The organism is Shewanella sp. SM74 (assembly GCF_025653725.1).
Lineage (GTDB): Bacteria > Pseudomonadota > Gammaproteobacteria > Enterobacterales > Shewanellaceae > Shewanella > Shewanella oncorhynchi.
Genome location: NZ_JAKKRZ010000030.1, coordinates 1 through 25,422, shown reverse-complemented (window position 1 = coordinate 25,422; position 25,422 = coordinate 1). Strand labels below are relative to the sequence as shown.

The window sequence follows — 25,422 nt, the reverse complement described above, 5'->3', positions numbered from 1 at the left end:
AGTCGAAATTATTTAGCGCTTAAAATTGGTAATGAAATGATAAATTCTGTGTGCCCAGCGCTGGAGAGGCAATCGATCCTTCCCGAGTGTAAACGGGTAATATTATGGGCAATCGAGAGGCCTAAACCTGAACCTTGCTCACGGCTTGTCACCATGGGATAAAATAATGTGTCCATTAGCTCAGGCGGTATACCGGGGCCGTTGTCGATAATCGATAGGGTTAACACTAGCTTGTGGCGCTGTGAACCTATGGTGACTTGGTGTTGAGTGCGAGTGCGGATCAAAATCTCGCCCCCCGTATGCTCAAGCGCCTGCACCGCATTTTGTAAAATGTTCAGCACAGCTTGCTGCATTTGGTCAGGATCCATCTCGATATCGGGAATGGATGGATCGTAATCCCGTTTGAGTTGAATGTTAGCGGGCAGCGCCATTTCAACTAACTTATAGACCTTTTGCACCACTTGATGGATGTTGTGCAGACTGTGCTGTGTCGGCCTTTGGGGGCCGAGCAGACGGTCCACTAAATTACGCAGCCGATCGGCCTGCTCTATGATGAGCGTAGTGAATTCCTTCAGCGCCGGATCATCCAGCTCCCGCGATAATAGCTGCGCCGCACCGCGAAGGCCGCCTAAAGGATTCTTGATTTCATGGGCTAAGTTGCGCACTAAAAACTGTGCCGCTTGCTGCTGTGCATCTTGACTCAGTTGCTGATGAATGCGTCTTTGTTGGTCAACTTGGCGCAGTTCGAGCAGGCTGAGTTCAGCCTCATCATCGAGGGGAATAAGGGTTAAATCAACGGTATGATGTTGGCCATCGAGCGTGACTAGTGCTGCCGTATTGACCGTTAAGCCTTGGCCGGCTGTTACTGCATCCATTAATAGCTTGGCGTCGACACCGAGGATTTGATAATGCTCAGGCAAAGTTTGTTCTACAAGTCTATGGCTACCAACACCTAATAATTGCTCTGCTGCTGCGTTGGCATAACAAGGCTTGAGATCCTTATCTATGACAAGTACAGCGGTAACTAAATGATTGAGCAGTGTCTCTTTATCCATCGACCGTTCCTAGAAATAGGGTTGCACCACTATGGTGCACCAATCTGGTGCAAGCTGCAACTTGTCTTCATCAAACGGTTTAGTCAGGAGGAGTTAATCTAACTTCATGTATTTAAAGTTTTTATACTAACTTTTACTATACAAATAGTGACATTAACGCTTAGCTGCTTGATGAAGAAATATCTTTCTTGGTGGACTTGATGCAAAGACTTTGCCGTTTTGAGTCAAAGCGTCAACGACTAAGGTATGTTCACCTCTGTCGATGTTTTTGAGTTTGAAGGTACCGCCAATTTGCGGCTGACCTATGGGGTTGCCATCGAGTTTGAGGGCCATCAAATACTGACTTTTTAGCTCTGGGGTGATAGTCGCAACGACGTCGAAATCGCCATTGTTATCTCTGACGGTTTCCTCTTCGGTCGGAGAGGTAATATTGACTTGATATTGAATAGATTCAATTGCTTGATTTGAGCTGTTTAAGTCTGTTTTGGGTAGAGGAAGGGCAATTTGATTTAAGGTCTTCTCTTTTAGCTCAACGACTTGGGCATTTGGCTGCGGCTCATCGGAGTAATGGACTTTGCCATCCTTATCGACCCATTTATAAACAGTCGCTTGCGCTAACATGCTAAATAGCACTAAGCCGATGAGTGTGAGTGAACGCATGCTAAAGTCCCTGTAGCCTTGAGATAGAGTTAATCAAGATTAGTCTCTTTTACATCAAAAATCATGGTGTTTGTTGCGCTAAGTGGTTAAGGATGTCATCACAGAGAAGGTATAAAGTCGACAGAAAATGGTGAGGCAGAAATAGGGGTTAGTTAAAGTGGGTTAAGCTCGGGCACTAACATGTGCCCGAATTCGATCCATCAATTACAGGCTTGCATCGAGTTGTTTCTCGATCTCACTCGCTTTGACCCAAGCGGCATGTTGGAATAATTGAGTGGCATAGCGTTCAATGTGTTCAAATTTCGCGAGATCGCCACTGTTCGCCAGTAGCTCTACGACGAAGGACATCATGATATCCGCACCCGTGAGCTTGTCTGCAACAAGATAGGTTTTATCGGCCAACATATCATTGAAGTAATGGCTTATCTTACTGACTTCTATAGCAGCATAACCTTCAAGGAAATTGGTTTTACAACCGTCCTTTTGCACGAACATACGCAGTAACAAAGGCAGCATGGCTGAGCTTTCGGCAAAGTGTAGCCATTGCAGATAACTGACATAGTCTGCGCTGTCTCTGGCGGGGGCTAAGGTATCCGCCGCATATTTTTCAATAAGATATTCGGTGATCGCGCCCGATTCGGCTATCACTTGACCGTCCATTTCGATAACGGGTGATTTGCCTAACGGATGAATTTGCTTAAGTTCGGGTGGCGCGAGAAAAGTCTGGCTATCACGTTGATAACTCTTAATTTCATAGGGTTGACCGAGTTCCTCTAGCAACCAGATGATACGTTTAGAGCGTGATTTATTGAGATGGTGCAAGGTGATCATGGGCTTTCCTTTGGGCAGTGAGAGTACATTTTGGCTGTCGCACTATTATGGTGCGACAGCTCTTTTTAACGTATTTAGCACACTTGTGCGCCTGTCTTTGTTCATTTCAAGCTGAGCGTCGCGTATTTATCGCTTAGCCTCTCGCGTTCAATTGCGCAACTATGGTTTCGGCTACGGCTTCGGATGATCCCGGATTTTGGCCTGTGATCAAATGGCTATCTGCGACGACAAAGCTTGTCCAGTCATCACCTTTGACATAATTGCCACCATTTTTCTGCAGCATGTCTTCAACCAAAAATGGCACGACATGAGTGAGTTGCACGGCTTCTTCTTCAGAGTTGCTGAAACCGGTAACACGCTTGCCGCTGACCAATGGTTTGCCATCACTGGTTTTAGGGTGCAGCAATGCAGCAGGCGCATGACATACGAGCCCTAGGGGTTTATTGGCTTGATAAAACTGTTCAATTAAGACGATAGAATGTTTATCTTCGGCAAGATCCCACAGTGGACCGTGGCCGCCCGGATAGAAAACCGCATCATAATCGGCTGCATTGATTTCACTTAAGCGAGTGGTATTTGCTAGCAGTGCTTGAGCCTCAGGATCTTTGCTAAAGCGCGCAGTGGCTTCGGTCTGAAAGTCTGGCTCATCACTTTTTGGATCGAGTGGTGGTTGACCGCCCAGTGGTGAGGCTAAGGTAATGTCAAAACCTTTATCTTTAAAAACATAAAAAGGTGAGGCGAATTCTTCGAGCCAAAAGCCGGTTTTTAAACCTGTGTCGCCGAGTTTATCGTGTGACGTAAGTACCATTAATATATTCATTTTCATACCTTTACCTAAGTTGCTCACATCAATACGTGTGAGCTTTGGGTTTAGTTCATTTGACGTTATAGGGCTAAGGTCAAAATGTCACGGCTCATTGCTGGGTTAATGTTGCCATGTTCGCCGAGTGCCACCATGCCGTGCAGTTCAAGCTGTTTCACTACGGTATCAACGTGGCTGGCATCGAGATCATAGGCAGATAAATGTGTCGGTATGCCCATGGCTTCGAAGAAAACCTTGGTTTTTGCAATAGCGGCATCGATACGCTCGTCATCGGTACCTGTGTTGATGTGCCACACACGGTCTGCGTATTGGAGTAACTTTTCGCGTTTAGCCTCTTTGGTACATTGCAGCAGAGCAGGCAATACGATTGCCAATGTACGCGCATGGTCGATGTCGTAAAGCGCAGTCAGTTCATGGCCTATCATGTGGGTTGCCCAATCATGCGGAACGCCGACGCCAATCGTGCCGTTGAGTGCCATAGTGGCAACCCACATTAAGTTAGCGCGAATGTCGTAATCTTCGGGTTGAACTAGCACTTGTGGACCAAGCTCAATCAAGGTTTGTAAAAGACCTTCGGCAAATCTGTCCTGCACGGCGGCGTTAACTGGGTAAGTGAGGTATTGCTCTGTGATATGTACAAAAGCATCAACCACGCCGTTGGCCACTTGGCGCTCTGGCAGGGTGAAAGTTTTTGTTGGATCGAGTATGGAGAATTGTGGATAAACCAAATCATTACGGAATGGCAGTTTAGCCTGTAGTGATTTACGGGTCACTACGCTGGCGTTGTTCATTTCGGAACCCGTCGCAGGTAAGGTTAACACTGAGCCAAAAGGCATAGCTTGAGTCACATTGGCGCCCCAGCTAGTGAGAATGTCCCAAGGTTCCCCTTCAAATACTGCTGCAGCGGCAACAAATTTAGTGCCATCTATAACCGAACCACCGCCAACCGCGAGGAGGAAGTCGATATTCAGCTCACGCACTTGGGCGACGGCTTTCATTAAGGTTTCATAGGTTGGGTTTGGCTCAATGCCATCGAACTCGACAACGAAACGATTACCCAATGATTGTTTAACTTCGTCTAACGTGCCTGTTTTTCTAGCACTGCTGCCGCCAAAGAGGATCATCACTTTAGCATCGCTCGGTACTAGGGAATCAATTTCGGCGATAGTGTCTTTACCAAAACGGATGCGGGTCGGGTTGTAATAGTTAAAATTTAGCATGGATGATGTTATTCCTATTATTACTTTAAATGAGCAGCGTTAATTGAGCTGCATTAATTAATCGCCCGTTAAATTAGTAGACCAGTCGTCTAATTTCGGGGCGTGAAAATGTGTTCTTTAAAAATCTGGGCTGATCGATATCAGCAAATATTAGTTTTGAGTCGGTATTAGGTTAAAGGGCCGTTTTAGGCGTTAAAATGGCTTTAGTCGTCACGAGTGCACGTTCGAGTGCCGCAGGGCTGTGGCCCAACTTGTTCATTAAGCTGGCGCCTAACCACATGTGATACAACATTTCAGCGGTTGATTGCGGATCTTGCAGGGCGATTGATCTATCTGTTATGCCCACTTGAACGCAAGTCGTTAACCTCTCTATGATGCCGGCGGAGCCTTTAAGTAAGGCAACACGCATGGCTTCGGATAAATCGGCCACTTCGGCGCTGAGTTTCACGACCAGACACTTTTGATCTACGCAGCCATCGGCTTGTACGTGCAACCATTGTTGCCAGTATTGCATCAAGCGTTGATGGCCTGTCAGTGTTGAGTCATTGAATAATGCGTCTAAATCTAATTGATATTTTTCAAAATAATCAGTAATAAGCGCTTCGCCAAATTGTTCTTTGGATTTGAAGTAGTGATAAAACGAGCCTTTTGGCACTTCGGCCGCCTGCAGCAGTAGGGATAAGCCGACGCTGGAGAAGCCTTTGCGTACGATCAGCTTGTAGCCGATATCGAGAATGTGCTGGCGAGTGGATTGAGTTTCAATTTTCATGTGGGTTAGGATAAATCAAATTAGACCGGTCGTCTAGTGTTGTTTTTTTCGGCGATATCAACGCATTCGATTTAGTATGCTTTGCATTGTGACTTTTGCGCTGCCTTGAGCCAGGTTAATAAAATTGCCAAATTGATAAATGTTAGACGGATAAGGCATTCTGATGGTGAAATGGTGAAATGGTGAAATGGTGAAATGGTGAAATGGTGAAATGGTTCGGTAGGACAACATACTCACAGTGCTGGGATAAACCGTCACTGTGAGCGTTCGATTAACGATTGATATGAAATATTAATCGCACTGTCACTTAATCGAGATGACTAGAGATAGCTACAGCAATATTCGGCAATGGCTGTGTTACGAATTTTAAAGCTAACATTTGCAGCCAGCTCAAACTGAGTTCCTTCGCTAAATTCTTGCCAAGTCGTTGTTTCTGGAAGCAACACCTCAAAACGGCCGCTAGTCACTTCCATGATTTCGCCTTGGGAGGTTGAGAACTCATATTCCCCTGGTAATACAACACCTAAGGTTTGCTTGCTGCCATCGGCAAAAAATACGCTACGGCTAGCCACTTTGCCATCAAAGTAGATGTTGGCTTTTTTAGATACTGACACTTGCTCGAGTAAACTCATTATTAATCCTCTATAAATTGGCTTGGGATGAATTTATATGCATATTTAATAAATTTCAATGCATCATTTGTCGCATGGATGTGCGCATTGAATATAAGTTGATGCTAACGTTCGGTTTATCGCTTATTTCCCACTATATCATTTTGTTTGAAATGGTCGGTATGGCTTGGTTGTCATTTAAAGTTATTAATCATTTTTCTACTTAAAAATAATGAGTTGTCGGAATTTTAGTGAACTTTTGATGAAAATAGTCGGCACCGCTTTGTTTAGCTGAGATTCTTCTCCTATAGTTTTAAGGCAGGTTTGATTCTGCAAAGATTGAAGGAATGGAATTCGACGCGCGACAAGGAGTCTCACCATGGGTTTTACTCGTAAAATTCAGCTTATCAGTTTATTGATTGTCCTATTACCCCTCATATTTGCCACCGCAATAGTGACTTACATTGCTCGGGATGAATTGTTTGCCGAGGCTCAGTCTCGTTTAGTGGCTGTACGTGAGATCAAGCAACGGCAGATTGTTGGCATGTTTCAGGACTTTTCCGATAACCTGCAGGCCGTCAGCGCCGTAATTGCCAGCCAAAAAAGCCTCGATACTCTTACTGACATAGATCAAACCTTGCAGTCATTAAATAAATCCCTCGGTTTTTATGACCTATTTATTATTAGTGACGACGGCACCGTTTTATATACAGTGGCGAAGGAGTCTGATTTCGGCACCAATTTGCGTACTGGGCCCTTCCATGATTCGGGATTAGCACAGTTATTCAATAAGGCATTGGGATCGGCTGGCACTGTATTACTTCAAGATTTCTCCGCATACGCGCCTTCAAACGGTCAACCTGCGGCATTTATTGGCCAGTCGATTCAGTTTAATCAACAAAGATTGGTGGTGGCGGCTCAAGTATCAATCGATCGCATCAACAGAGTTATGCAAATTCGTGAGGGTATGGGGCAAAGTGGTGAAACTTATCTCATTGGCCCAAATAATCGTATGCGTTCTGATTCTTTTCTCGACCCCATTAATCGTACTGTTACGGCTTCGTTTGCGGGAACGGTAGCTCAAAATGGTGTTGATACGCTGGCGGTAAAGGAGGCGCTGGCTGGTAAATCGGGGGTGATGCAAGTGAATGACTATAACAATAATCCCGTTTTATCCGCTTATTCTCCTGTCGTTGAGCTCGGTTTACGTTGGGGTTTGATGGCTGAAATTGATGTGAGTGAAATTGCTGCTCCCGCCTACCGTATGATGTTTATCGGTTTATCTGTTTGTGCAGCAGCCTTAGTGTTGGCGTTCGCTGCCGCTAAGTTAGTTACAGGGTTTGTATTAAAGCCGCTCGGCGGTGAGCCTGAGGACATGTGTAACTTGACCAGTATGATCGCCTCTGGCGATTTAACTCATAATTTACCGCATGTTCAAACGGATAATCACCTGATGAGTTGGTTGGCGCGGATGCAAACTAAGCTCAAAGAAATCATCAGTCAGCTGGTGGGCGTTGGGCATGAACTTGAATCTGCCGCCGAACAAAACTCTGCCGCTATGACACAAGCCGATTGCAGTATTCAGATGCAGGCTAAAGAAACTGATATGTTGGCCACTGCAGTTGAAGAAATGAGTTATGCCGCAGCTGAAATCAGCACGAATACGATGAGATCCTCCGATGAAGTGTCCGCCTGTACCCATTCGAGTGAAATTCTTTCGCAAAACTTGGCCAGTACTCGTAAAAGCTTAAAAGTGACCTTGAGCAGTTTTGCAACTATTCATCAACAGGTGGGCAGTCTTGAGGCGGATAGTCAGAAAATCGGCTCAGTATTAGCTGTGATAAATGCGATTGCGGAACAAACTAATCTCTTGTCTCTTAATGCGGCGATTGAAGCAGCGAGAGCTGGCGAGCATGGTCGTGGATTTGCTGTGGTTGCCGATGAGGTGCGTCAGTTAGCGGTGAAGGTTCAGTTAGCAACTCAGGATATTGGGCAAGTGTTAAAAGGTATTCAGCAACAGTCAGGTGTGCTGGCGTTGCATAGTGTGACTTGTTCCACTGAAGCCTCTAAAACCGCAGAAGATGCCGATGGAATGCAGACCGCGGTGGATGATATTGCTTTGCGCTTAGAAACCTTAAAGGCATTAATGATTCAAACCGCAACCGCTGCGGAAGAACAAACAACGGTTTCGGCGACGATTGCGCAGGGGATTGCGGGCTTAAGCGTGGCGGCGGAGGAAAATAGTGCGGCTATCAGCCAAGTGGCAGCGAGTACGCGGAGTCTGTTAGGGTTAGCGAATCAGCTTGGTTTAACAACGGCACAGTTTAAGGTGTAGATATTTTTCGCTGCATTTACAGTGTTCTCACCTTAGTTGGTGCTGTAAATGTGACTGAGCTGGATGTTACACATCCGCCAGAAATGGATTTCTGGCGGATATTTTTATCAGGACTTCAGTTGGTTATCCCATGAGTGAGCATTAACGTTTACGCCAAATTGTCATTTCTGAGATGGAATGTTGGAATTTACGTTTAGTCTCGCGGATCACGAAGGGAATTTCCTTCACTGCGACCAGCTCAAATTGGCCGATCAAGGTTTCGGTCAAACCATCTAAGGTGGTGAAGTTCTCTCCTTTGACTTTAACACCACCTAACCATTTATCCTTGGGCGTATAATCTTCAAGCCAAGTGTATGGCGAGGCAATCACAAGGTATCCACCTTGATTAATTCGCTGGGCAATACTGGTTAAAAAGTGTTTAGGCTCGTTCAACCTGTCGATAAGATTTGAGGCATAAACCAAATCATAACCTGTGTAGATGGGCTTTAAATTACAGGCATCACCTTGCATAAAGTTGACCTTTTTCGCCTCAAGCTCATATCCCAGTTTCGCGAGACTCGCACTCTTAAATTCCTGTAAGTCGCCTTCGGTACGTATGGTGTAACGTTTTTCACCTTGTTCTGTCAGCGCATAGGCCTGTTGAATAAAGCGCGCCGAGAAGTCGATACCATCAACATGATCAAACACTTTTGCCAGTTCGAAACTCGCGCGACCAACGGAGCAGCCGATATCGAGGGCTTTAGCTGTATGAGTCAATTGAATTTCATTCAGCGCTTGCTGCACACCATTGACGCAGAAGTTAGCCACCCCGAAATATTCGGCGCCATAGTGGAACTCAAGGTATTGGGAAATCAGTTCATCCGTTTCGTACACATTGACCTCGGCCATTTGAGCTGGATTTTGGGGGGATTCCACATAGCGAAAGCCCGCGTGTTGATAAAAATGTCGACGAAACGCATAGCGTGATGAAGCAATTGCCTCATTACCCGTAGAGATCCACGAGCCGCCTTTGATGAGATTATGTTTGCCATCGAAGGTTGGGGTGGAGAAATCATCGTAAAGTGGGTGTACGGCGAAGCCGTCAAAACCGTCGATTGCGGTTTCTGTCCATTGCCAAACATTACCGACAATATCGAAAAAGCCATTATGTTCGAAGCGATTCACTGGGCAAGAAGATGCGTAATAAGCCAAAGCAATATTGCCCGGCACTTCATGCCAATCGGGCGCATCGGCGGGCACATTCTCGCGTAAGATGTACCACTCAGCTTCAGTTAATAGACGTATATTGCTTTGCTTTTGTTCGGCTTTCCAATTACAGAAGGCCTTAGCTTCGAGCTGATTCACTTCAACAGGCCAGTTTAATGGCAGCGGAATTTCTTCCACTAAGTTACGTTGCCACCATTTATCTTGTCTTAAGCGCCAAAAACGCGGCATTTGTGCTTGGGTATAGGCAAGCCAAGCTTGGCCTTCTTCATTCCAAAATTGGGGTGAGCGATAGCCGCCAGCCTCGACGAATGCGAGATACTCTTGATTCGAGACTAAGAATTTAGCAGCCTTAAAGTCGTTAACGTTAAATATTTTATGGCCGTATTCATTGTCCCAACCGTAGGTTTGGTCTTGTTCAGTTTTGCCTAAGGTCACTTTTTGCCCTTTTACAGCCAATAAACTGTTGGCCTCGGCAGGGGCGGTGTCTTGGCACGCAGGCCAGAGGTGGTTGGGTGCGACATATTCCAGCGGCAGTTGGCGTATGATCACCGATGAGGTTTCTAAATGAATACGCTCATGTTCAATGCCCATCAAAATGATCCAAGCTGGACTATTTTGAGTGATAGGTAACGCTAGAGGCATTTCATCGATAACACGATTGACGACAGCATTAACTTGTTGGCGATAGCTTCGCACCTCTGCCACATCCGGCCACGGATAATGTTGTTCGTTCAAATCATCCCAAGACATCTCATCGACACCAATGGCGAACATGGATTCGAAGTTGTCGTTTACCCGTTCATCGAGAAATTTACCGAGTTTGAGTTTGTTGATATAGAAAGTGGCCGTATGGCCAAAGTAAAAGATTAACGGATGGCGCAGCGGCTCGGCTTTGAGGTAATAGGCGCTATCTTCTTGGATCAAATCATACAGAGACTCGTATAAAGCCCATGTCTGATTAAAGTATTGCTTAAGCTCTTGACGCTTTCCGGCCTCAGTTTCACCAATGAGCTTAAGGGTTTGAGGGGGTTGCGTTATGGGCTTATCCATAGGCAAGTAAACTCCGTATTTATCGGCCTGCGGTGCAAGCATGGGAAGATTAATCTATCGTGTGTGACTCTATACGCGATTACTGAGCTCAGGATCACTTTGTCAGCTTAATGTGTCGGTTTGAGGCAAAGTGTTTTACAAACTAACAGAAAGACTAATTGAGTCCAACATCAGTGCTGGAGCTTAAAGCATCTCAGGTATGACCCTCTGGTTTGGGATTATCTTACAAAGAAAGTGATGCGCTCAATTTAGTGATGCTATTCCTTACAGGGATTAAAATTATTTTATCCCTGAAGAGTATTTTCTCTGTCGGGGTTAAGGCAGAATGATCCCGTCCGTAAAATTATTATGCAGGATATAACGGGATGACAATTAACGCATTATGGATACCCGCCTGGTATGAGCTTGATCCGTCGATCGTAGTGGGTGTGACTGAGGAGTTTGTTTTTCACAAGACTGCCGCAAACGAGGCGTTAAAGTTTTACAGCGGTGCAAAGGAAAACGATGCCGTTAAGGCAACCGGAACTATTTCGGCCATTAAGCACAATGTCTTGGGGGACATTGAAAGTGTCGATGCGCAGGGGCTCGATTATACGCTTGTGTTGCAAGATGGACGGCGTTTGTTAGTCAACGCAGAGGAAAACCCTGGCTTGGTTTATGAGTGGGTTGATGACAGTTGGCAGCCTTCAGATATGGTCATTACAGATTGGACATTAGCAGTACAATTTGCGTCTTTATCACCATTGACGCCAATAAAGTAATTGAAGGTTTATCGTGAGTAACTAGATGGCAAAGTGCAGTTAGCGCTCGGGATCCGAGGTTGACTGCACTTTTACTTGTTCAGCAAGTTATTGGTATTCTTGTTTGATTCCATTCATAAATTTAATATATGTATCCAGCATGCATTTTAACTATGTCTACTGATAATTAATCGAGTCGGCTTCAAAATGGTTACGCTTCATTTTGTCCTGAGACGTTATCTTTTCTATAAATCGATTTTAAACAAAGTGTTAGAGTTAACATCTATGTTATACCGTATGAGTGTATAACTGTTTTCCTCGTCTTCTTCGGGACAAATGCTTACATCAAGGCGCTGCCATATCCTTATAGTGTTTCTATCTTGATGATTGGATTGTGCCTGTGAGCATTTTGCTCTAGATTGATATTTCTTTGTTTTTATCTTCTGGCCTTGATGCTTTTTTGCCCTTTGGAGCCGTGTAATGGCTAATATTCTGTTAGTTGCCAATCTCAACTGTGATCGAATCTTACTGCTTGATAAACCTTTAAAAACAGGTGGACGTTTCCATTATCAAGATGGCGGCCAAAGGCTCGGCGGCGGTGGGGCAAATACCGGATTAGGTTTAGTCTGGGCAGGGCATAGCGTCGCGCTGGTGAGTCAAGTGGGCCGTGATGACATGGGGGATTGGCTCATTGCAGAAGCCAGTACTCAAGGGCTCGATTGTCGTTTAGTGCAGCGCCGTGCCGGCAATACATGCGAAATGCTGCTTGTAATGACGCCAGATGGCGAGCGCACCATTATTCGGCCACAAAGACCCATATTTGAATTATCTGTACCGCCGAAATGGCAGCCATGGGACGCGCTGTATTTTAATACTTCCGCTGAAGGCTCTGTTAGCTGGGCAAAAACAGCTTTAGAACATTGTCTTGTGGTCGCGCAATTAGCCAAGGACGACAGACAGAGACCTTGTCATATTTTATTGGCCTCCATGAGTGATATTCAGGGGCGTTGTGATGGCGCATCTTGGGAATATGGCAAAAGCATTGGCGGCGATTGTCTGCGTTACTTTATTGTCACCGATGGTATCAATGGGGCTAAGGTTTACACGCACGATCAAGTGCAGCATGTTGCTGCTATCCCTGCCACAGTTGTTGATACCACAGGCGCGGGTGATGCCTATGCGGCAGGGTTGATCCACAGTCTCTGCATCGGCCAGTCGATTACTGAGGCCATGGCAGAAGGGGCGATTTGGGCGGCATTTGCGGTGGCAACTGATAGTTCTATTCCGGGTGAGGCACTAAAACAGTATTTAGAGGCGAAGCAAATCGCATGATAAATCTGCGGGCGACCAGTTTGAGTCATCTTTTTGTCATACGTCCTTGCTAGAGTATGTCTTGTGGCGCATAGCTTGTCCCTTAACGTTTTCTTGTACTTTTCTCCCATTTATTGGTTAGTATGTTTTTGCCTCGTTTCCCCAACGAGGCATTTTTTTGCTCAAAATAAAGTTATTCCATCGTAGAACGCCAATACGACAGAAATCTTGTGCGGCCATGGCGCAATTGCGTTAACATTTATTCAACTAAAATAGTTATCGTTAAATTAAAATAATAAGCCACTCAAGGTGTTCTGTAGTCTTTGGAGTTGAGAATGGGCAATAACGCTTGGAATGATAAAAATAAATTTATTTGGCTTCTGTCTGTTTTGCTTTTGGTCGCCTTTTTAGTGACCAGCGGTATCAGTTACAAAGTGGCCCATGATTCACTGAGCCAACAAATAGAGAGCAATACCTTACCGCTCACAAGTGACAATATTTATTCAGAAATTCAACAGGATTTGTTACGACCCATCTTTATTTCATCCTTGATGGCGCAGGATACCTTTGTTCGGGATTGGACCTTAAGTCATGAGCAAGAGCCCGAAAAACTCATTCGTTACCTTAAGGAAATCCAAGAGAAATACGGTACAGTCACTAGCTTTTTTGTGTCTGAGAAAAGTCGAAATTATTACCATTCCACGGGCATTTTAAAAAAAATCCAAGATGTAGAGCCTGACGATGCTTGGTATTTTCGAGTGCGCTCTTTACCCGAATCTGAGCATTATGAGGTCAATATTGATGCCGATACGGCAGACCGCAGTAAGACAACCGTATTTGTTAACTATAAAGTTTTTGATTTTGAAGGAAAATTCATTGGTGTTACCGGTGTGGGGTTGGCGGTTGAAAAGGTTAAAGCCTTAATTGAGTTATATCAAAAGCGTTATAACCGCCGAGTGTTCTTTACCGACCGGCAAGGTAATGTCACTTTGCATGGCGATCAATATGACGGTACGGATTCGCTGCAAACGAACGTAGGGCTTGATAATTTGGCTACGCGTATTTTAACCAGCCCAAGTGCCGCCTTCAGCTATCAGAAAAACGGGAAAACGGTTTATCTCAATAGTCGCTTAGTTCCTGAGTTTAAGTGGTATTTAATTGTTGAGCAGGAGGATGCGCCACAGGAGCGGGAACTGTTAAATACGTTTTGGGGTAATTTGGCGTTAAGCCTAATGGTGACTCTAGGTATTTTATTCATCTCAAACATGACCTTAGGTCGTTATCAGCGCAAACTAGAAATTATGGCGTCTACCGATAAGCTCACTGGCGCCGCTAACCGTCAGGTGTTTGATGAGTACTTTAGGCAGGCGTTAGATAAAGCTAAGCAGACACAATCGCCGATTTCAATACTCTTGTTGGATATCGACCACTTTAAAAAAGTGAACGACAGTTATGGGCATGGGATTGGTGACTTAGTATTAAAAACCATGACTAATATGCTGCGTGGCTTACTACAACAACAGGATATTTTATGTCGCTGGGGCGGTGAAGAGTTTTTAATTTTACTCCCTGAGATGGATTTATCCCGAGCGGCAGAACTGGCAGAACAGATCCGTGACCTCATTTCCCAGCGGGAAATTAAAGTGAATGGATTACACATTTCTATTACTGCCAGTATTGGTGTTGCTGAGCATCAAGTGCAAGAGCCCGCAGAGGACCTTATCAAACGTGCCGATCTGGCCTTGTATCAGGCAAAAGAAGCGGGTCGAAATCAAGTGGTGTTAAATCATTCATAGACTCTACTCGGTTCTTCTTGGCAGCAATGTTTAGCCTACCTTTGTGGGTTATGGCGCGGGTTGATTGTGTTATTGGCGTATCGCGGTTTACACTCTGACAGTAATGCGCGATAGGTCATTGATTTGGAGTTGCAGATGTCAAAGTTGTTGATTAATAAGTTGTCTGGATTGTACTTAGGAACTCATCTTCAAGAAATGTCCGGTGTTGCTACGGGGATTGATGGTAAGCAAGCGGCTCAACAACTGTTAGTGCATATCGACCATGTTGAAGGGGACGCGCAGGCCGATCCAAAACACCATGGTGGCCTTGATCGCGTGCTACATCATTTCCCCCGCGAGCACTACGGCCAATATCGTCGTTGGGACTTAATCACCCAGCTCGAAGATGCGCCCAGCATGGGAGAGAACATTAGCACAGTTGGACTGAACGAAACTCAAGTCAATATTGGCGATATCTTGCAAATTGGCGCAGTAAAAGTGCAAGTGACTCAGCCGCGTTCACCTTGTTTTAAATTGAATCTGCAATTTGGTCACAGAGAATTCGCACTCGCCATGCAGCAAAGCCAATTATGTGGTTGGTTTTATAGAATCTTAACCCCAGGGATTATTCAGTTAAACGATAGGATTGAATTAGTTGAGCGTCGTACTGATATCAGTGTTGCCGAGGCCATGTCACTCTATTTCTCGCCAACGTTTAATGCCAGTGCCTATGATCGTTTAGCTTCCTGCGAGGGATTAGCGCTGAGTTGGGTTAATAGCCTACAACGCCGCTTAGCATTACAGACAGTAGAAGATTGGCAAATGCGTTTATATGGGCCGAGTGGAAAATAAGGCTTTATATTCAAAATGATAAAACAGGGATGACCTATGATTGAACCCGTTACAAAAAGTGATAAAGATTTTGGCTTACTGGTATACGCCTCAAGTTTTATTGGATACTTAGTGCCGTTGGGCTCTATTCTTGGTCCTTTGATCATTTGGCTGATGAAGCGTGAAGAGTCCGCATTTGTCGATCAATGTGGCCGTAGTTGTTTGAACTTTAAATTGAGCCTGTTGATTTATGTGATTATCAGTGGCGTATTAGCTTTGGTCGGCATTGGTTTCATCTTTTTAGCCATACTCGGCATATTCGATTTGGTGTGCACTGTGCTGGCGATTATTAAGGCCAGCGAAGGTAAAGTGTATCGCTATCCATTAACGATTAAATTTATTGCTATGGATTAATTACCTCTGCGAGTTAAAGAAAAACGCCTTAGATGGAAACATCTAAGGCGTTTTTTATGGCGTAAGTTTTAAGGTTTTACACCTTAAACTTGGCCACTAAGGTATCTAAGCGGTGTGACAGTTGATTCAAGGCTAAACTCGCCTGTGCCGCCGCTTGTGCAGTATTGGCAGTACGTTGAGTAATGTCATTGATTTCAGTGACGTTACGGTTGATGTCCTCCACAACTGTGGATTGTTCTTCCGTTGCCGCAGCAACTTGGATGTTCATGTCGCTGATAAGACCAATGCGATCGCTAATGCCAATTAACGATTTACTGGCTTCATCGACGGCCACAACGCCTTCGTGGGAGCGGGTACGACTCTGGGCCATCGCATTAACCGCGCGGCTGGCTTCCGATTGCAGCTTGTCGATCATGCCTTGCACTTCATTGGTCGATGCTGCTGTGCGTGAGGCTAAGTTACGCACTTCATCGGCTACGACAGCAAATCCGCGTCCAGCTTCGCCGGCACGTGCTGCTTCAATGGCCGCGTTGAGGGCTAACAAGTTAGTCTGCTCAGAGATAGCGCGGATCACATCTAAAATACCACCGATGGATTTAGTGTGGGTCGCGAGGGACTCAATCACTTCACCCACTTGGCCAACGTCTTTCGACAATTGGTTAATGGTATCGCGGGCACGGGTTACCACAACTTGGCCGCTGCTGGCTTCAGTATCTGCATCTCTGGCGGCAACCGCAGCTTGGGCGGCATTACTGGCAATTTCGTTAACCGTCGCGCCCATTTCATTAATGGCCGTTACCACCATCATAGTGCGATCTTTCTGCTCGTGGCTGTCTTCTAAGGTTTGCTGTGCCTGATTCGACACATCCTTAGCCGAGAAACCGAGCTGTTCGCTGGTTTGTGCCACTTCGATGACAGATTCCTGTATCTTGCTGATAAAGCTGTTAAATCCCTTGGCGAGTTGCGCAATTTCATCTTCACCATTGACAGGTAGACGTTGGCGTAAGTCACCTTCACCTTCGCCTATGTCGTGGAACATAGCGGCAACTTGTGCAATAGGACGACTCACAGAACCTGCCACCACGATGGCGAGAACAATAAAGCCCGCTGCAATGATTAGCGTCCAGATTAAGATCTGATAAGCCGCTTCGGTTAATAGTGCGAATACTTCGGCCTCTGGCACCTGTGCGACTAAGTACCAATCCATAGATGCGATATAACTACTGGCAACCAGCATGTTTTCGCCATTGATTTTGGTATTGATCAGATTGAAATCGCTGCGGTTTAATAATGAGCTTGAACTCGCATCCTTGTATAAGTTGCTTAGGCTGCTCTTACCAATTTGGCTCGTATCTGGGTGGAGTTTTACCTCACCTTTAGCATCCACTAAGTAGACTAAACCGGTTTCTTCAATCTTAAACGAGCTCAGCAAACGCACCATGTCATCGAGTGATTTAGCAAGCCCGACTAAGCCGCGACCATTAGGTTGCTGGTAGTTGATGAAGAGTTTGACTTCGCCGTTGGCCTCAGTGAATACGTTTAACATACGTTCTTGGCCACTGTCTCGGTAACCAAAAAACCAGCCATCCTGCGCTGGGGTTAGCACGCGCAAAAATCCATCCTGAGTGTAGTAGGCGGCAGTTTGTCTGTCGGCGTAGGAGGCTTGCGCTAGCTTATATTGACGCGTGATGTCTTTCAGTTGGGCAACCACTTGGGTTTCTTGGGCCTGTGGTCTGCCATCTTCGAGCCATTGGAGTAACATGCGGCTGCTGGCCAATTGCTCTGCGGCATTCATTAAAGTGGAGATGTCGAGATCGATCTTATTGCGGATCTGCATCATCAAACTCGGCAGTTCCGAACCTAACATCCGTTGTTGTACGACATTTTTAGCGCTACGTTGGCTTAATACGCCGACGAGTATGGTCGACAGCAGTACTGCAAATGTCACTGTTAACAGAATTTTCTGCTTAATGGTGAGGTTATTAAATATCATAAATATCAATATGCCTGTGTTGGACTGTTTTGCGTTATCGGTCAACGCACTCTTGTACGGTAAAAGATTATCGGACAGGAATGTGAAAAGTTAACCTTAGTCTAGGCCGAATGCCGAATAAAACAGCGTATAAAACATTTATTTGGCCTAACCCGTTGGTCTTGCAGTAGATCTAATTATGTAGAGTATAGATGGAAATGGGATGATGATTGAAAACGAACTCTTTTATGTGTGGCAATTGTGGCCAATGTCGTAGATAAGGGCAAGCAAAAAAGTGAGATGTTTGTTTCAAAGGTGAAAAAAAGGCGCTCCATTGAGCGCCGCTATTAACATTTATTGGTGACAAGTTACATATTGGGGTAGTTAGGACCACCACCGCCTTCTGGCGTAACCCAAGTGATATTTTGGCTAGGATCTTTAATGTCGCAGGTTTTGCAGTGAATGCAGTTTTGCGCATTGATCACAAATTTGGGCTGACCCGCCTCTTCGACGATTTCATACACGCCGGCTGGGCAATAACGCTGTGCTGGCTCATTAAACTGAGTCAAGTTAATGCCCAGTGGAATGCTGCTGTCCTTGAGACGTAAATGGCAGGGCTGATCTTCCTCATGATAAGTGCTCGACAGATACACTGAGGACAGTTTATCGAAGCTAAGCTTGCCATCGGGTTTTGGATAATCAATCTTGCTGTAAGCGCTCACAGGTGCCATTTGCGCATAGTCTGGGTGCTCATCACGCAGTGTGATAGGGAACTTTCCGCCAAACCAGTTTTGATCTATATAGTTGAATGCGCCGCCTAAATAGGTACCAAATTTGTGCATCGCTGGACCAAAGTTGCGGGATTTATGCAATTCTTCGTATAGCCAGCTTTCTTCAAGGTGGGTTTGGTAACAGTCGAGATCTTTACCGCCTTCAACCCCTGCCATCATGGCTTTACCTAAGGTTTCTGCTGCAACAATCCCGCTCTTCATCGCAGTGTGAGTGCCTTTGATTTTAGCAAAGTTCAACGTACCCGCGTTGCAGCCTATGATAAGACCGCCAGGAAAACTCATCTTAGGTAGCGAGTTTAAGCCGCCTTTAGTAATCGCGCGTGCGCCATAACTAAGGCGTTCGCCACCCGTTAAATACTTAGCAATCACAGGGTGGGTTTTATAGCGCTGGAATTCGTCAAATGGGCTCAGATGCGGATTTTTGTAGTTCAAATCAATAATAAGGCCGACCGCAATTTGGTTATCTTCCATGTGATAAAGGAAGCCGCCACCCGATGCGCCCTCGGTTAATGGCCAGCCACCAGTGTGAACGACTTTGCCTTGTTCGTGTTGTTCGGCGGGGACTTTCCAAATTTCTTTGAAGCCTAAACCGTAATGCTGTGGTGTTTTACCATTATCTAAATGGTATTTTTCGATAAGTTGCTTGCCTAAGTGGCCGCGGCAACCCTCGGAGAAAACGGTATATTTAGCGTGCAACTCCATGCCTGGCATAAAGCTGTCTTTGGGTTCGCCATCGGCACCCACTCCCATATCGCCAATCAAAATACCTTTAACGCTGTTATCGGCGTTAAATAGTAGTTCACTGGCGGCAAAGCCGGGGAATATTTCGACACCGAGTTCTTCTGCGCGATTGGCAAGCCAGCGGGATAGATTACCGACGCTGATAATAAAATTGCCGTCGTTGTGCATGGTTTTTGGCACAAAAGCATTAGGCATGACTCTGCCGTCGGTGGCTGAGCTGAGTAGGTAAATTTCGTCGTGGGTGACAGCGGTTTTTATTGGAGCATCTTTTTCGCGCCAGTCACTGAATAGCTCGTCTAGCACTTTTGTCTCGAACACAGCGCCTGACAGAATATGCGCGCCCACTTCTGAGCCTTTTTCTACCACACAGACGGTAATTTCTTTACCTGAATCCTGTGATATTTGCATTAATCGACATGCCGTGGCCAAGCCAGCTGGACCAGCACCGACGATAACAACATCGAATTCCATTGATTCGCGTTCCATCAGTTCACCTCTTCCTTCACGTTTCCCCGATTTTTATCGAGTGTTGTAGTTTGTAAACGGGCGTTTTATTGCTTGCACCACCTTACCTGAAAATAAGATAAGGTCACAGTGGATTAAGCTGCTGTTTAGTCTAATTCAATACAAATCTTTAGGTGAGGACTGTCACAGATTATTCACGCTAGCGTGATCTAGGTTAATAAATACCTGTTTAGGGGTATAGCTAGTGAGTACTTTCGGCCTATAATCACCGACGACGGTTCTCCGAGCTTGCCTGCCTAAGTCGAAAGATATGGAGGTGTAGCCGTGGTAATAATGCCACCGGGGTGGGATAAGAAATGCTCTCACCTCCCACACTTGGAAAGGTGATCATGTCTCAATTACAAGACAGCTTTGGTCGAAAATTTCACTATTTACGGATGTCAGTCACTGACGTTTGTAACTTCAAATGCAGTTACTGCCTCCCTGATGGTTATCATCCTGAAGGTAAACCAAAATTCTTATCTCTCAATGAGATAGAAAACTTAGTCTCCGCATTTAGCCAAGTCGGCACCCAAAAAATCCGCATTACAGGCGGTGAACCTACCCTGCGTAAAGACTTTACCGACATCATTCGTGTCGTCGCTGATAACCCGCGCATTCATACTATTGCGACGACCACTAATGGATATCGACTCGAAAAGCATGCCAAAGAATGGTTCGATGCTGGCTTGCGTCGTATCAATGTGTCCGTGGATAGTTTAGATCCCAAAATGTTTTACCAGATCACTGGCGAAAATAAGTTTGATGAAGTGATGCGGGGGATTGATGCCGCCTTGTCAGCAGGTTTCGAGCGAGTAAAAATCAACGCCGTACTGCTTAAAGGCTTAAACGATAAAGATTTGCCACGTTTTTTACACTGGATTAAACACACGCCAATCGACCTGCGTTTTATCGAGCTGATGGAAACGGGTCTTGGTCGTGAGTATTTTGAAGCACATCATCTAGCGGGCGCTGACATCAAAGCGCAGTTACTGGCAGATAGCTGGCAATTAGATACGCCAAGCGCCTCCGATGGTCCAGCCCAAAATTTCAGCCGCAGCGATTATCAGGGCCGTATCGGCTTGATCATGCCCTATGCCAATAATTTTTGTGCTACCTGTAACCGTTTACGGGTATCTGCTAAGGGTAAATTGCACTTGTGCCTCTTTACGGAATCCGGTGTCGATTTACGTGATCTGCTACAGCATTCTAACCAGCAAGCGGAATTAATTGAGCGTCTGCACGGTCAATTAGCCCAGAAGAAAGAAACCCATTACTTGCATCAAGGCATCACAGGTGTCACTCAGCATCTTGCCTCTATTGGCGGCTAGACCTGATTTTAGGTCTGTGGCTATAGCCAATTTAGCGCGAGTATAAGCTCAATTTCCCTTGTACCCTGTTTTGACCTCAATTAAAGGATCGCTCCGATGAGCAATGTATTTACTCATATTAATGCCGATGGCAATGCCCATATGGTTGATGTAACTGAAAAAGCCGTTACCGAGCGCGAAGCCCGTGCAGAAGCTTTTATCGAGATGGCGAGCACGACACTCGAGATGATCATGAGTGGTAGCCACCACAAGGGTGATGTGTTTGCGACCGCGCGTATTGCGGGCATTCAAGCCGCGAAAAAAACCTCAGACCTTATCCCTCTCTGCCATCCGCTGATGCTAACGAAAGTTGAAGTCGATTTAGAGGCACAACCTGAACATAACCGCGTGCGTATTACTAGCCTGTGCAAGTTATCCGGTAAAACGGGCGTAGAGATGGAAGCGTTAACTGCGGCTTCAGTGGCGGCGTTAACTATCTATGACATGTGCAAGGCCGTGCAAAAAGATATGGTGATCTCCCAAGTCCGTCTGTTGGAAAAGCGTGGCGGCAAGTCGGGACATTTTAAGGTTTAGCGGATCAAAAACGAGAGAAGACTATGATTAACGTGTTGTTTTTTGCTCAAGTTCGAGAATTGTTGGGCACAGCTAAATTAAGTCTAGAGGCGAGCGAGCAGACACAAACTGCCGAAGCATTACGGGCAACGCTGGCGGCCACCGACGACAAATGGGCTAAAGTATTAACCTCTGACAAATTGCTGGTGGCGGTAAATCAGACCATTAGCCAATGGGATACACCTGTAAGCGATGGTGATGAAGTCGCCTTTTTCCCACCGGTTACAGGAGGTTAATATGCGTTTATTACCCGCAGTTCGAGTGCAAGAGGTCGATTTTAGTGTTTCTGAAGAATATCGCCAGCTAGCTCAAGATGATAGCGATGGTGCCGTAGTCACTTTTGTCGGCAAAGTGCGTGATTTTAACGATGGTACCGCGGTGACAGACTTAACCTTAGAGCACTATCCGGGTATGACCGAAGCCGTGTTAGAACAAATCGTTGCCGAGGCGCGTAGCCGCTGGCCGCTCAATAAAGTGACGGTTATTCACCGTGTCGGTACTATGGCTCTGGGTGAGCAGATTGTGTTTATCGGCGTAACCAGCGCCCATCGCAAGGCCGCTTTTGCTGCCTGTGAATTCTTAATCGACTTTTTAAAAACCAAAGCGCCATTCTGGAAATTAGAAGCGGGCGAGCAAGGTAAAAGTTGGGTTGAAGCGAAAGATGCCGATGAACAGGCGGCTAAGCTATGGCAACACAAAGACTAGTCGCGTGGCAGAGATACTCGTAGTCGCAACGCAGCTTGCCAGTTTAAGACCCGCGCGAATATTGCACTAAGGTGACCCAATGCAGAGTTTGACCCGTTTCTTCCATACCTGTGTTTTTGCATTACTCTGGTGCTTGGCGGTCGCGCCATCGTTCAGTCGAGCGGCGGATAATACAGGGATTCCCGCAATTGCCGCTGCCTCAGATTTACGTTTTGCCCTCGATGATATTAGCCAAAAATTTACCAATGAAACTGGGCTAAAAGTAAAAATATCCTATGGATCATCGGGCAATTTTGCTACTCAAATCCAAAACGGTGCGCCCTATGAATTATTTTTATCTGCGGATGAAAAATATATTCAACAATTGCATAGTGCTGGCGTTGCCCGCGATGCTGGCGTGCTTTATGCCCAAGGGCAACTCGCTATTGTTGTACCTAAAACTGGTCGTTTGTCCGTTGATCCTGAACTTAAGGGGTTAGCTGAAGCACTCACTGCAGGAAAAATTACCCGTTTTGCTATTGCTAATCCTGATCACGCTCCCTATGGCGAAAAGGCCAAAGAAGCATTGCAGTTTGTGCAGTTGTGGGATGTGATTCAACCTAAATTGATCCTTGGGGAAAATGTGTCCCAAGCAGGGCAGTTTGCGATTAGTGGTTCAACCCAGGGCGGGATTATTGCGCTCTCTTTAGCTATGTCTCCTACTTTTGCCAAACATAGTGATTACGCCATAGTGCCAGCAAAAATGCATAGCCCACTGTTTCAGCGTATGGCATTAATGGCCAAGGCGAGTGAAACTGCTCAGCATTTTTACGATTATTTAAGAGCCGATAGTGCCCGTCGTGTTTTGGCCGATTATGGTTTTTCATTGCCAGAGCAACCATGATGGATTGGCAGGCACTTTGGTTATCGGTCAAGCTGAGTGGCATCACAGTTTTAGTGTTGATTCCTTTAGCTATTTTGGCTGGACGGGCATTAGCCTATCGTCAATTTGTCGGCAAATCTTGGGTCGAGGCGCTGATCATGGTGCCCTTAGTATTACCGCCAACTGTGATTGGTTATTACTTGCTGGTGGGGCTTGGCAGTCAAAGTTGGCTCGGACAATGGATTGAGCAAGTCATGGGTCAGCAACTCGTGTTTCACTTTTCTGGTCTGGTTATCGCCTCCGTTTTAGTCAATATTCCCTTCGCTGTGCAGCCGATACAACGCGCATTCGAAGCTGTGCCGAATGATGTTCGCGACGCAGCCGCTTGTTGCGGCATGAGTCGACTTAAAATTCTACTTAAAATTGAATTGCCTATGGTGTGGCCGGGTGTGCTAACGGCATTAGTTCTGTGCTTCTCCCATGTGCTTGGGGAGTTTGGCGTTGTGCTGATGATGGGCGGCAATATTGCTGGCGAGACTAAGACGATTTCGATTGCAATTTATGACAGTGTGCAATCATTCGATTTTAATGCCGCTGGCACTATGTCATTAGTCTTATTGCTGTTTGCCGTGACGGCGTTAGCACTAACAACCAGTCTATCGCGGCGTTTAGGAGGTCAGCGTGGCGCAAATCATCGCTGATCTGCAGTGTCAGATCCAAAATCATAAACACATTAAACTCAACGCCGATTTTCGCTGTAAAGCGGGTGAAGTACTTGCTGTGGTCGGGCCGTCTGGCGGTGGAAAAACCACACTGCTACGGATGATCGCTGGGTTGAATCATCCCGATACGGGACAAATCTACTTTGGCGATCGGCCTTGGTTTGATGATAAAGCGCGTATCGCCTTAAGCCCGCAGCAACGCCATATCGGTTATATGCCGCAGCATTTTGGCCTATTTCCGAATCTCACTGCCTTAGAAAATGTAGTCGCTGGACTTGATCATATTCCCAAGGCGGAGCGCATTCCGCGCGCGAAAGATTGGCTCGAACGGGTCAATCTACAGGGATTACCCGATCGATTACCGGCGCATTTATCGGGCGGCCAGCGCCAGCGCGTCGCCTTAGCGAGAGCGCTTGCCCGCGAACCGTCGGTTTTGTTGCTGGATGAGCCTTTTTCTGCGGTGGACAGGGAAACCCGTGAGCGTTTATACCTTGAACTTGCGCGCCTCAAAGAGCAGTTACTCTGCCCAGTGATTATGGTCACCCATGACTTAAATGAAGCCTTACTGCTGGCTGATTCGATGATTTTGATCAGCCAAGGCAAGATGCTGCAGCAGGGTGCACCTTTCGAGGTATTGTCGCGACCACGAAATGAAGCTGTGGCTAGGCAGATGGGGCTAAGAAATATTTTTGATGGTGAAGTGGTATTTCAAGACTGCACTAAAAATCTCACTTGGCTTAAATTTGGTGAGCAGCTAATTGCCTGCGATTATGGCAAAGATCGCCCTGTGGGAAGTCGAGTCCGTTGGGTTATCCCCAATCAAGGTATTCGTTTTAATTCGATTTCCAAAGGGCGTTTATGCCGCAGTTTTAATAAATTAGATGTCACGATCGACGCTATGTTGGTGATGGGCGAATCCGTTCGGCTTATCTGCTACGTCACTGGCACCCCATTACAACTTAACACTGAAGTCTCGCTGCATTTTGCCCAAAAGCTTGCTCTTACTAAGGGGATGCAAACTACGGTGGCACTCAAATCCGAACAAATTCATATTTTGGAATAACGTGATGTCGTAATTTAATGACGTTTTATACCGAGTAATCCAATCCAAAATGTCCCTTCCAATAGCATGCCTAAGATGATGAACACCAATGCACTGGTGGCGCTGCCATAGGCATAAGCGCTTAATGCTGCTATTAATAACAAGCTTAAGCTTATCCATCGTATGACTGGTTTCATTTTCGCTCCGATTTAAAAATACCGTTACCTGACGCTAAGTTATCTGACTTTAGTCGAGGGCGATTTATTGTCATCCTAAAACCACCGCCTCTGGCGGTGGTGATTGTTCCTTGAGGCTATAGCCTGAATTACGCCCATGCTAAAAGAGACTTCTTATTCACCACAAGTAAGAGGAAACGAAAAGCATGGGCGATTATAGAAGTTCATCACATGTTTATTGGCGTTGCAAATATCATATTGTTTGGACTCCGAAGTACCGTTTTAAAATGTTAAAAGGAAACCTTGGTAAGGAGTTATACAGGTCAATTTATA

General features: G+C 45.8%; 25 protein-coding genes and 1 riboswitch. Of the genes, 14 read left to right on the top strand and 11 right to left on the bottom strand.

Translation table 11 applies throughout. The annotated features are described in order from the left end of the window. Nucleotides 1–8: 8 nt before the first annotated feature. The 7 genes from glnL to L5M49_RS21040 form a co-directional block, all read right to left on the bottom strand. A complete protein-coding gene (gene glnL / locus L5M49_RS21070) occupies nt 9–1,055 on the bottom strand; it encodes a nitrogen regulation protein NR(II) (protein ID WP_263266792.1) in 1,047 nt (348 codons plus the stop codon). A gap of 153 nt (nt 1,056–1,208) precedes the next feature. Next, nucleotides 1,209–1,715: a DUF4124 domain-containing protein gene (locus L5M49_RS21065; RefSeq protein WP_263266791.1), complete on the bottom strand. Its 507-nt coding sequence runs from the start codon at nt 1,713–1,715 to the stop codon at nt 1,209–1,211. A 204-nt stretch (nt 1,716–1,919) separates the two neighbouring features. Continuing rightward, nucleotides 1,920–2,546: a glutathione S-transferase family protein gene (locus L5M49_RS21060; protein ID WP_263266790.1), complete on the bottom strand. Its 627-nt coding sequence runs from the start codon at nt 2,544–2,546 to the stop codon at nt 1,920–1,922. Nucleotides 2,547–2,679: 133 nt separating this feature from the next. Continuing rightward, nucleotides 2,680–3,372: a type 1 glutamine amidotransferase domain-containing protein gene (locus L5M49_RS21055; RefSeq protein ID WP_263266789.1), complete on the bottom strand. Its 693-nt coding sequence runs from the start codon at nt 3,370–3,372 to the stop codon at nt 2,680–2,682. A 59-nt stretch (nt 3,373–3,431) separates the two neighbouring features. After that, entirely contained in the window at nt 3,432–4,589 is a 1,158-nt protein-coding gene (locus L5M49_RS21050) for an iron-containing alcohol dehydrogenase (protein WP_263266788.1), read from the bottom strand. A 172-nt stretch (nt 4,590–4,761) separates the two neighbouring features. Next, a complete protein-coding gene (locus L5M49_RS21045; RefSeq protein ID WP_212600236.1) occupies nt 4,762–5,358 on the bottom strand; it encodes a TetR/AcrR family transcriptional regulator in 597 nt (198 codons plus the stop codon). A 320-nt stretch (nt 5,359–5,678) separates the two neighbouring features. Beyond that, entirely contained in the window at nt 5,679–5,990 is a 312-nt protein-coding gene (locus L5M49_RS21040; protein WP_063884943.1) for a pyrimidine/purine nucleoside phosphorylase, read from the bottom strand. 358 nt (nt 5,991–6,348) lie between these two features. Here L5M49_RS21040 and L5M49_RS21035 point away from each other — a divergent pair, with 358 nt between their 5' ends. Continuing rightward, nucleotides 6,349–8,304: a methyl-accepting chemotaxis protein gene (locus tag L5M49_RS21035; protein ID WP_105251072.1), complete on the top strand. Its 1,956-nt coding sequence runs from the start codon at nt 6,349–6,351 to the stop codon at nt 8,302–8,304. 141 nt (nt 8,305–8,445) lie between these two features. Here the strand turns inward: L5M49_RS21035 and ovoA are convergent, their stop codons facing one another. Continuing rightward, on the bottom strand, nt 8,446–10,560 hold the full coding sequence (gene ovoA / locus L5M49_RS21030) for a 5-histidylcysteine sulfoxide synthase (protein WP_263266787.1): 2,115 nt from the start codon (nt 10,558–10,560) through the stop codon (nt 8,446–8,448). A 365-nt stretch (nt 10,561–10,925) separates the two neighbouring features. Here ovoA and L5M49_RS21025 point away from each other — a divergent pair, with 365 nt between their 5' ends. From L5M49_RS21025 to L5M49_RS21005, 5 genes are all read left to right on the top strand, one after another. Then, the gene (locus L5M49_RS21025; RefSeq protein WP_105251074.1) at nt 10,926–11,321 is read left to right on the top strand and encodes a hypothetical protein; all 396 of its coding nucleotides are present in this window, start codon (nt 10,926–10,928) and stop codon (nt 11,319–11,321) included. A gap of 459 nt (nt 11,322–11,780) precedes the next feature. After that, nucleotides 11,781–12,632: a PfkB family carbohydrate kinase gene (locus L5M49_RS21020; RefSeq protein WP_131525131.1), complete on the top strand. Its 852-nt coding sequence runs from the start codon at nt 11,781–11,783 to the stop codon at nt 12,630–12,632. 314 nt (nt 12,633–12,946) lie between these two features. Continuing rightward, nucleotides 12,947–14,407: a diguanylate cyclase gene (locus tag L5M49_RS21015; protein ID WP_263254913.1), complete on the top strand. Its 1,461-nt coding sequence runs from the start codon at nt 12,947–12,949 to the stop codon at nt 14,405–14,407. A gap of 135 nt (nt 14,408–14,542) precedes the next feature. Then, entirely contained in the window at nt 14,543–15,238 is a 696-nt protein-coding gene (locus L5M49_RS21010; RefSeq protein ID WP_198572493.1) for an MOSC domain-containing protein, read from the top strand. Nucleotides 15,239–15,274: 36 nt separating this feature from the next. Beyond that, on the top strand, nt 15,275–15,631 hold the full coding sequence (locus tag L5M49_RS21005) for a DUF4870 domain-containing protein (protein ID WP_105251079.1): 357 nt from the start codon (nt 15,275–15,277) through the stop codon (nt 15,629–15,631). A gap of 76 nt (nt 15,632–15,707) precedes the next feature. Here the strand turns inward: L5M49_RS21005 and L5M49_RS21000 are convergent, their stop codons facing one another. Then, nucleotides 15,708–17,624: a methyl-accepting chemotaxis protein gene (locus L5M49_RS21000; RefSeq protein WP_105251080.1), complete on the bottom strand. Its 1,917-nt coding sequence runs from the start codon at nt 17,622–17,624 to the stop codon at nt 15,708–15,710. A gap of 347 nt (nt 17,625–17,971) precedes the next feature. Continuing rightward, nucleotides 17,972–19,621, bottom strand: coding sequence for an electron transfer flavoprotein-ubiquinone oxidoreductase (locus L5M49_RS20995; RefSeq protein WP_105251081.1), 1,650 nt, complete (start codon nt 19,619–19,621; stop codon nt 17,972–17,974). Between the two features lie 247 nt (nt 19,622–19,868). After that, nucleotides 19,869–20,002: riboswitch (molybdenum cofactor riboswitch) on the top strand. On the opposite strand from L5M49_RS20995, the gene moaA reads away from it, so the two are divergent. From moaA to L5M49_RS20960, 7 genes are all read left to right on the top strand, one after another. Next, complete coding sequence (moaA, locus tag L5M49_RS20990; protein ID WP_263164940.1) at nt 19,990–20,970, top strand: GTP 3',8-cyclase MoaA; 981 nt, start codon at nt 19,990–19,992, stop codon at nt 20,968–20,970. Its footprint overlaps the riboswitch before it by 13 nt. A gap of 96 nt (nt 20,971–21,066) precedes the next feature. After that, complete coding sequence (moaC, locus tag L5M49_RS20985) at nt 21,067–21,543, top strand: cyclic pyranopterin monophosphate synthase MoaC (protein WP_006079755.1); 477 nt, start codon at nt 21,067–21,069, stop codon at nt 21,541–21,543. Between the two features lie 23 nt (nt 21,544–21,566). Further along, nucleotides 21,567–21,818, top strand: coding sequence for a molybdopterin synthase sulfur carrier subunit (moaD, locus tag L5M49_RS20980; RefSeq protein WP_105251084.1), 252 nt, complete (start codon nt 21,567–21,569; stop codon nt 21,816–21,818). A 1-nt stretch (nt 21,819) separates the two neighbouring features. Next, complete coding sequence (moaE, locus tag L5M49_RS20975) at nt 21,820–22,287, top strand: molybdopterin synthase catalytic subunit MoaE (protein ID WP_263266786.1); 468 nt, start codon at nt 21,820–21,822, stop codon at nt 22,285–22,287. Between the two features lie 79 nt (nt 22,288–22,366). Then, complete coding sequence (gene modA, locus L5M49_RS20970) at nt 22,367–23,170, top strand: molybdate ABC transporter substrate-binding protein (protein ID WP_263183889.1); 804 nt, start codon at nt 22,367–22,369, stop codon at nt 23,168–23,170. Next, the gene (gene modB, locus L5M49_RS20965) at nt 23,170–23,850 is read left to right on the top strand and encodes a molybdate ABC transporter permease subunit (RefSeq protein WP_106648406.1); all 681 of its coding nucleotides are present in this window, start codon (nt 23,170–23,172) and stop codon (nt 23,848–23,850) included. The genes modA and modB overlap by 1 nt, the downstream gene beginning before the upstream one ends. After that, the gene (locus tag L5M49_RS20960; protein WP_263237582.1) at nt 23,831–24,934 is read left to right on the top strand and encodes an ABC transporter ATP-binding protein; all 1,104 of its coding nucleotides are present in this window, start codon (nt 23,831–23,833) and stop codon (nt 24,932–24,934) included. Before modB ends, L5M49_RS20960 begins: the two co-directional genes overlap by 20 nt. A gap of 14 nt (nt 24,935–24,948) precedes the next feature. Here L5M49_RS20960 and L5M49_RS20955 read toward each other — a convergent pair whose 3' ends face one another. Then, nucleotides 24,949–25,110: a hypothetical protein gene (locus tag L5M49_RS20955; protein WP_263186299.1), complete on the bottom strand. Its 162-nt coding sequence runs from the start codon at nt 25,108–25,110 to the stop codon at nt 24,949–24,951. Between the two features lie 185 nt (nt 25,111–25,295). On the opposite strand from L5M49_RS20955, the gene L5M49_RS20950 reads away from it, so the two are divergent. Next, the coding region (locus tag L5M49_RS20950) for a transposase (protein ID WP_263142520.1) at nt 25,296–25,422 on the top strand (127 nt) is incomplete at its 3' end.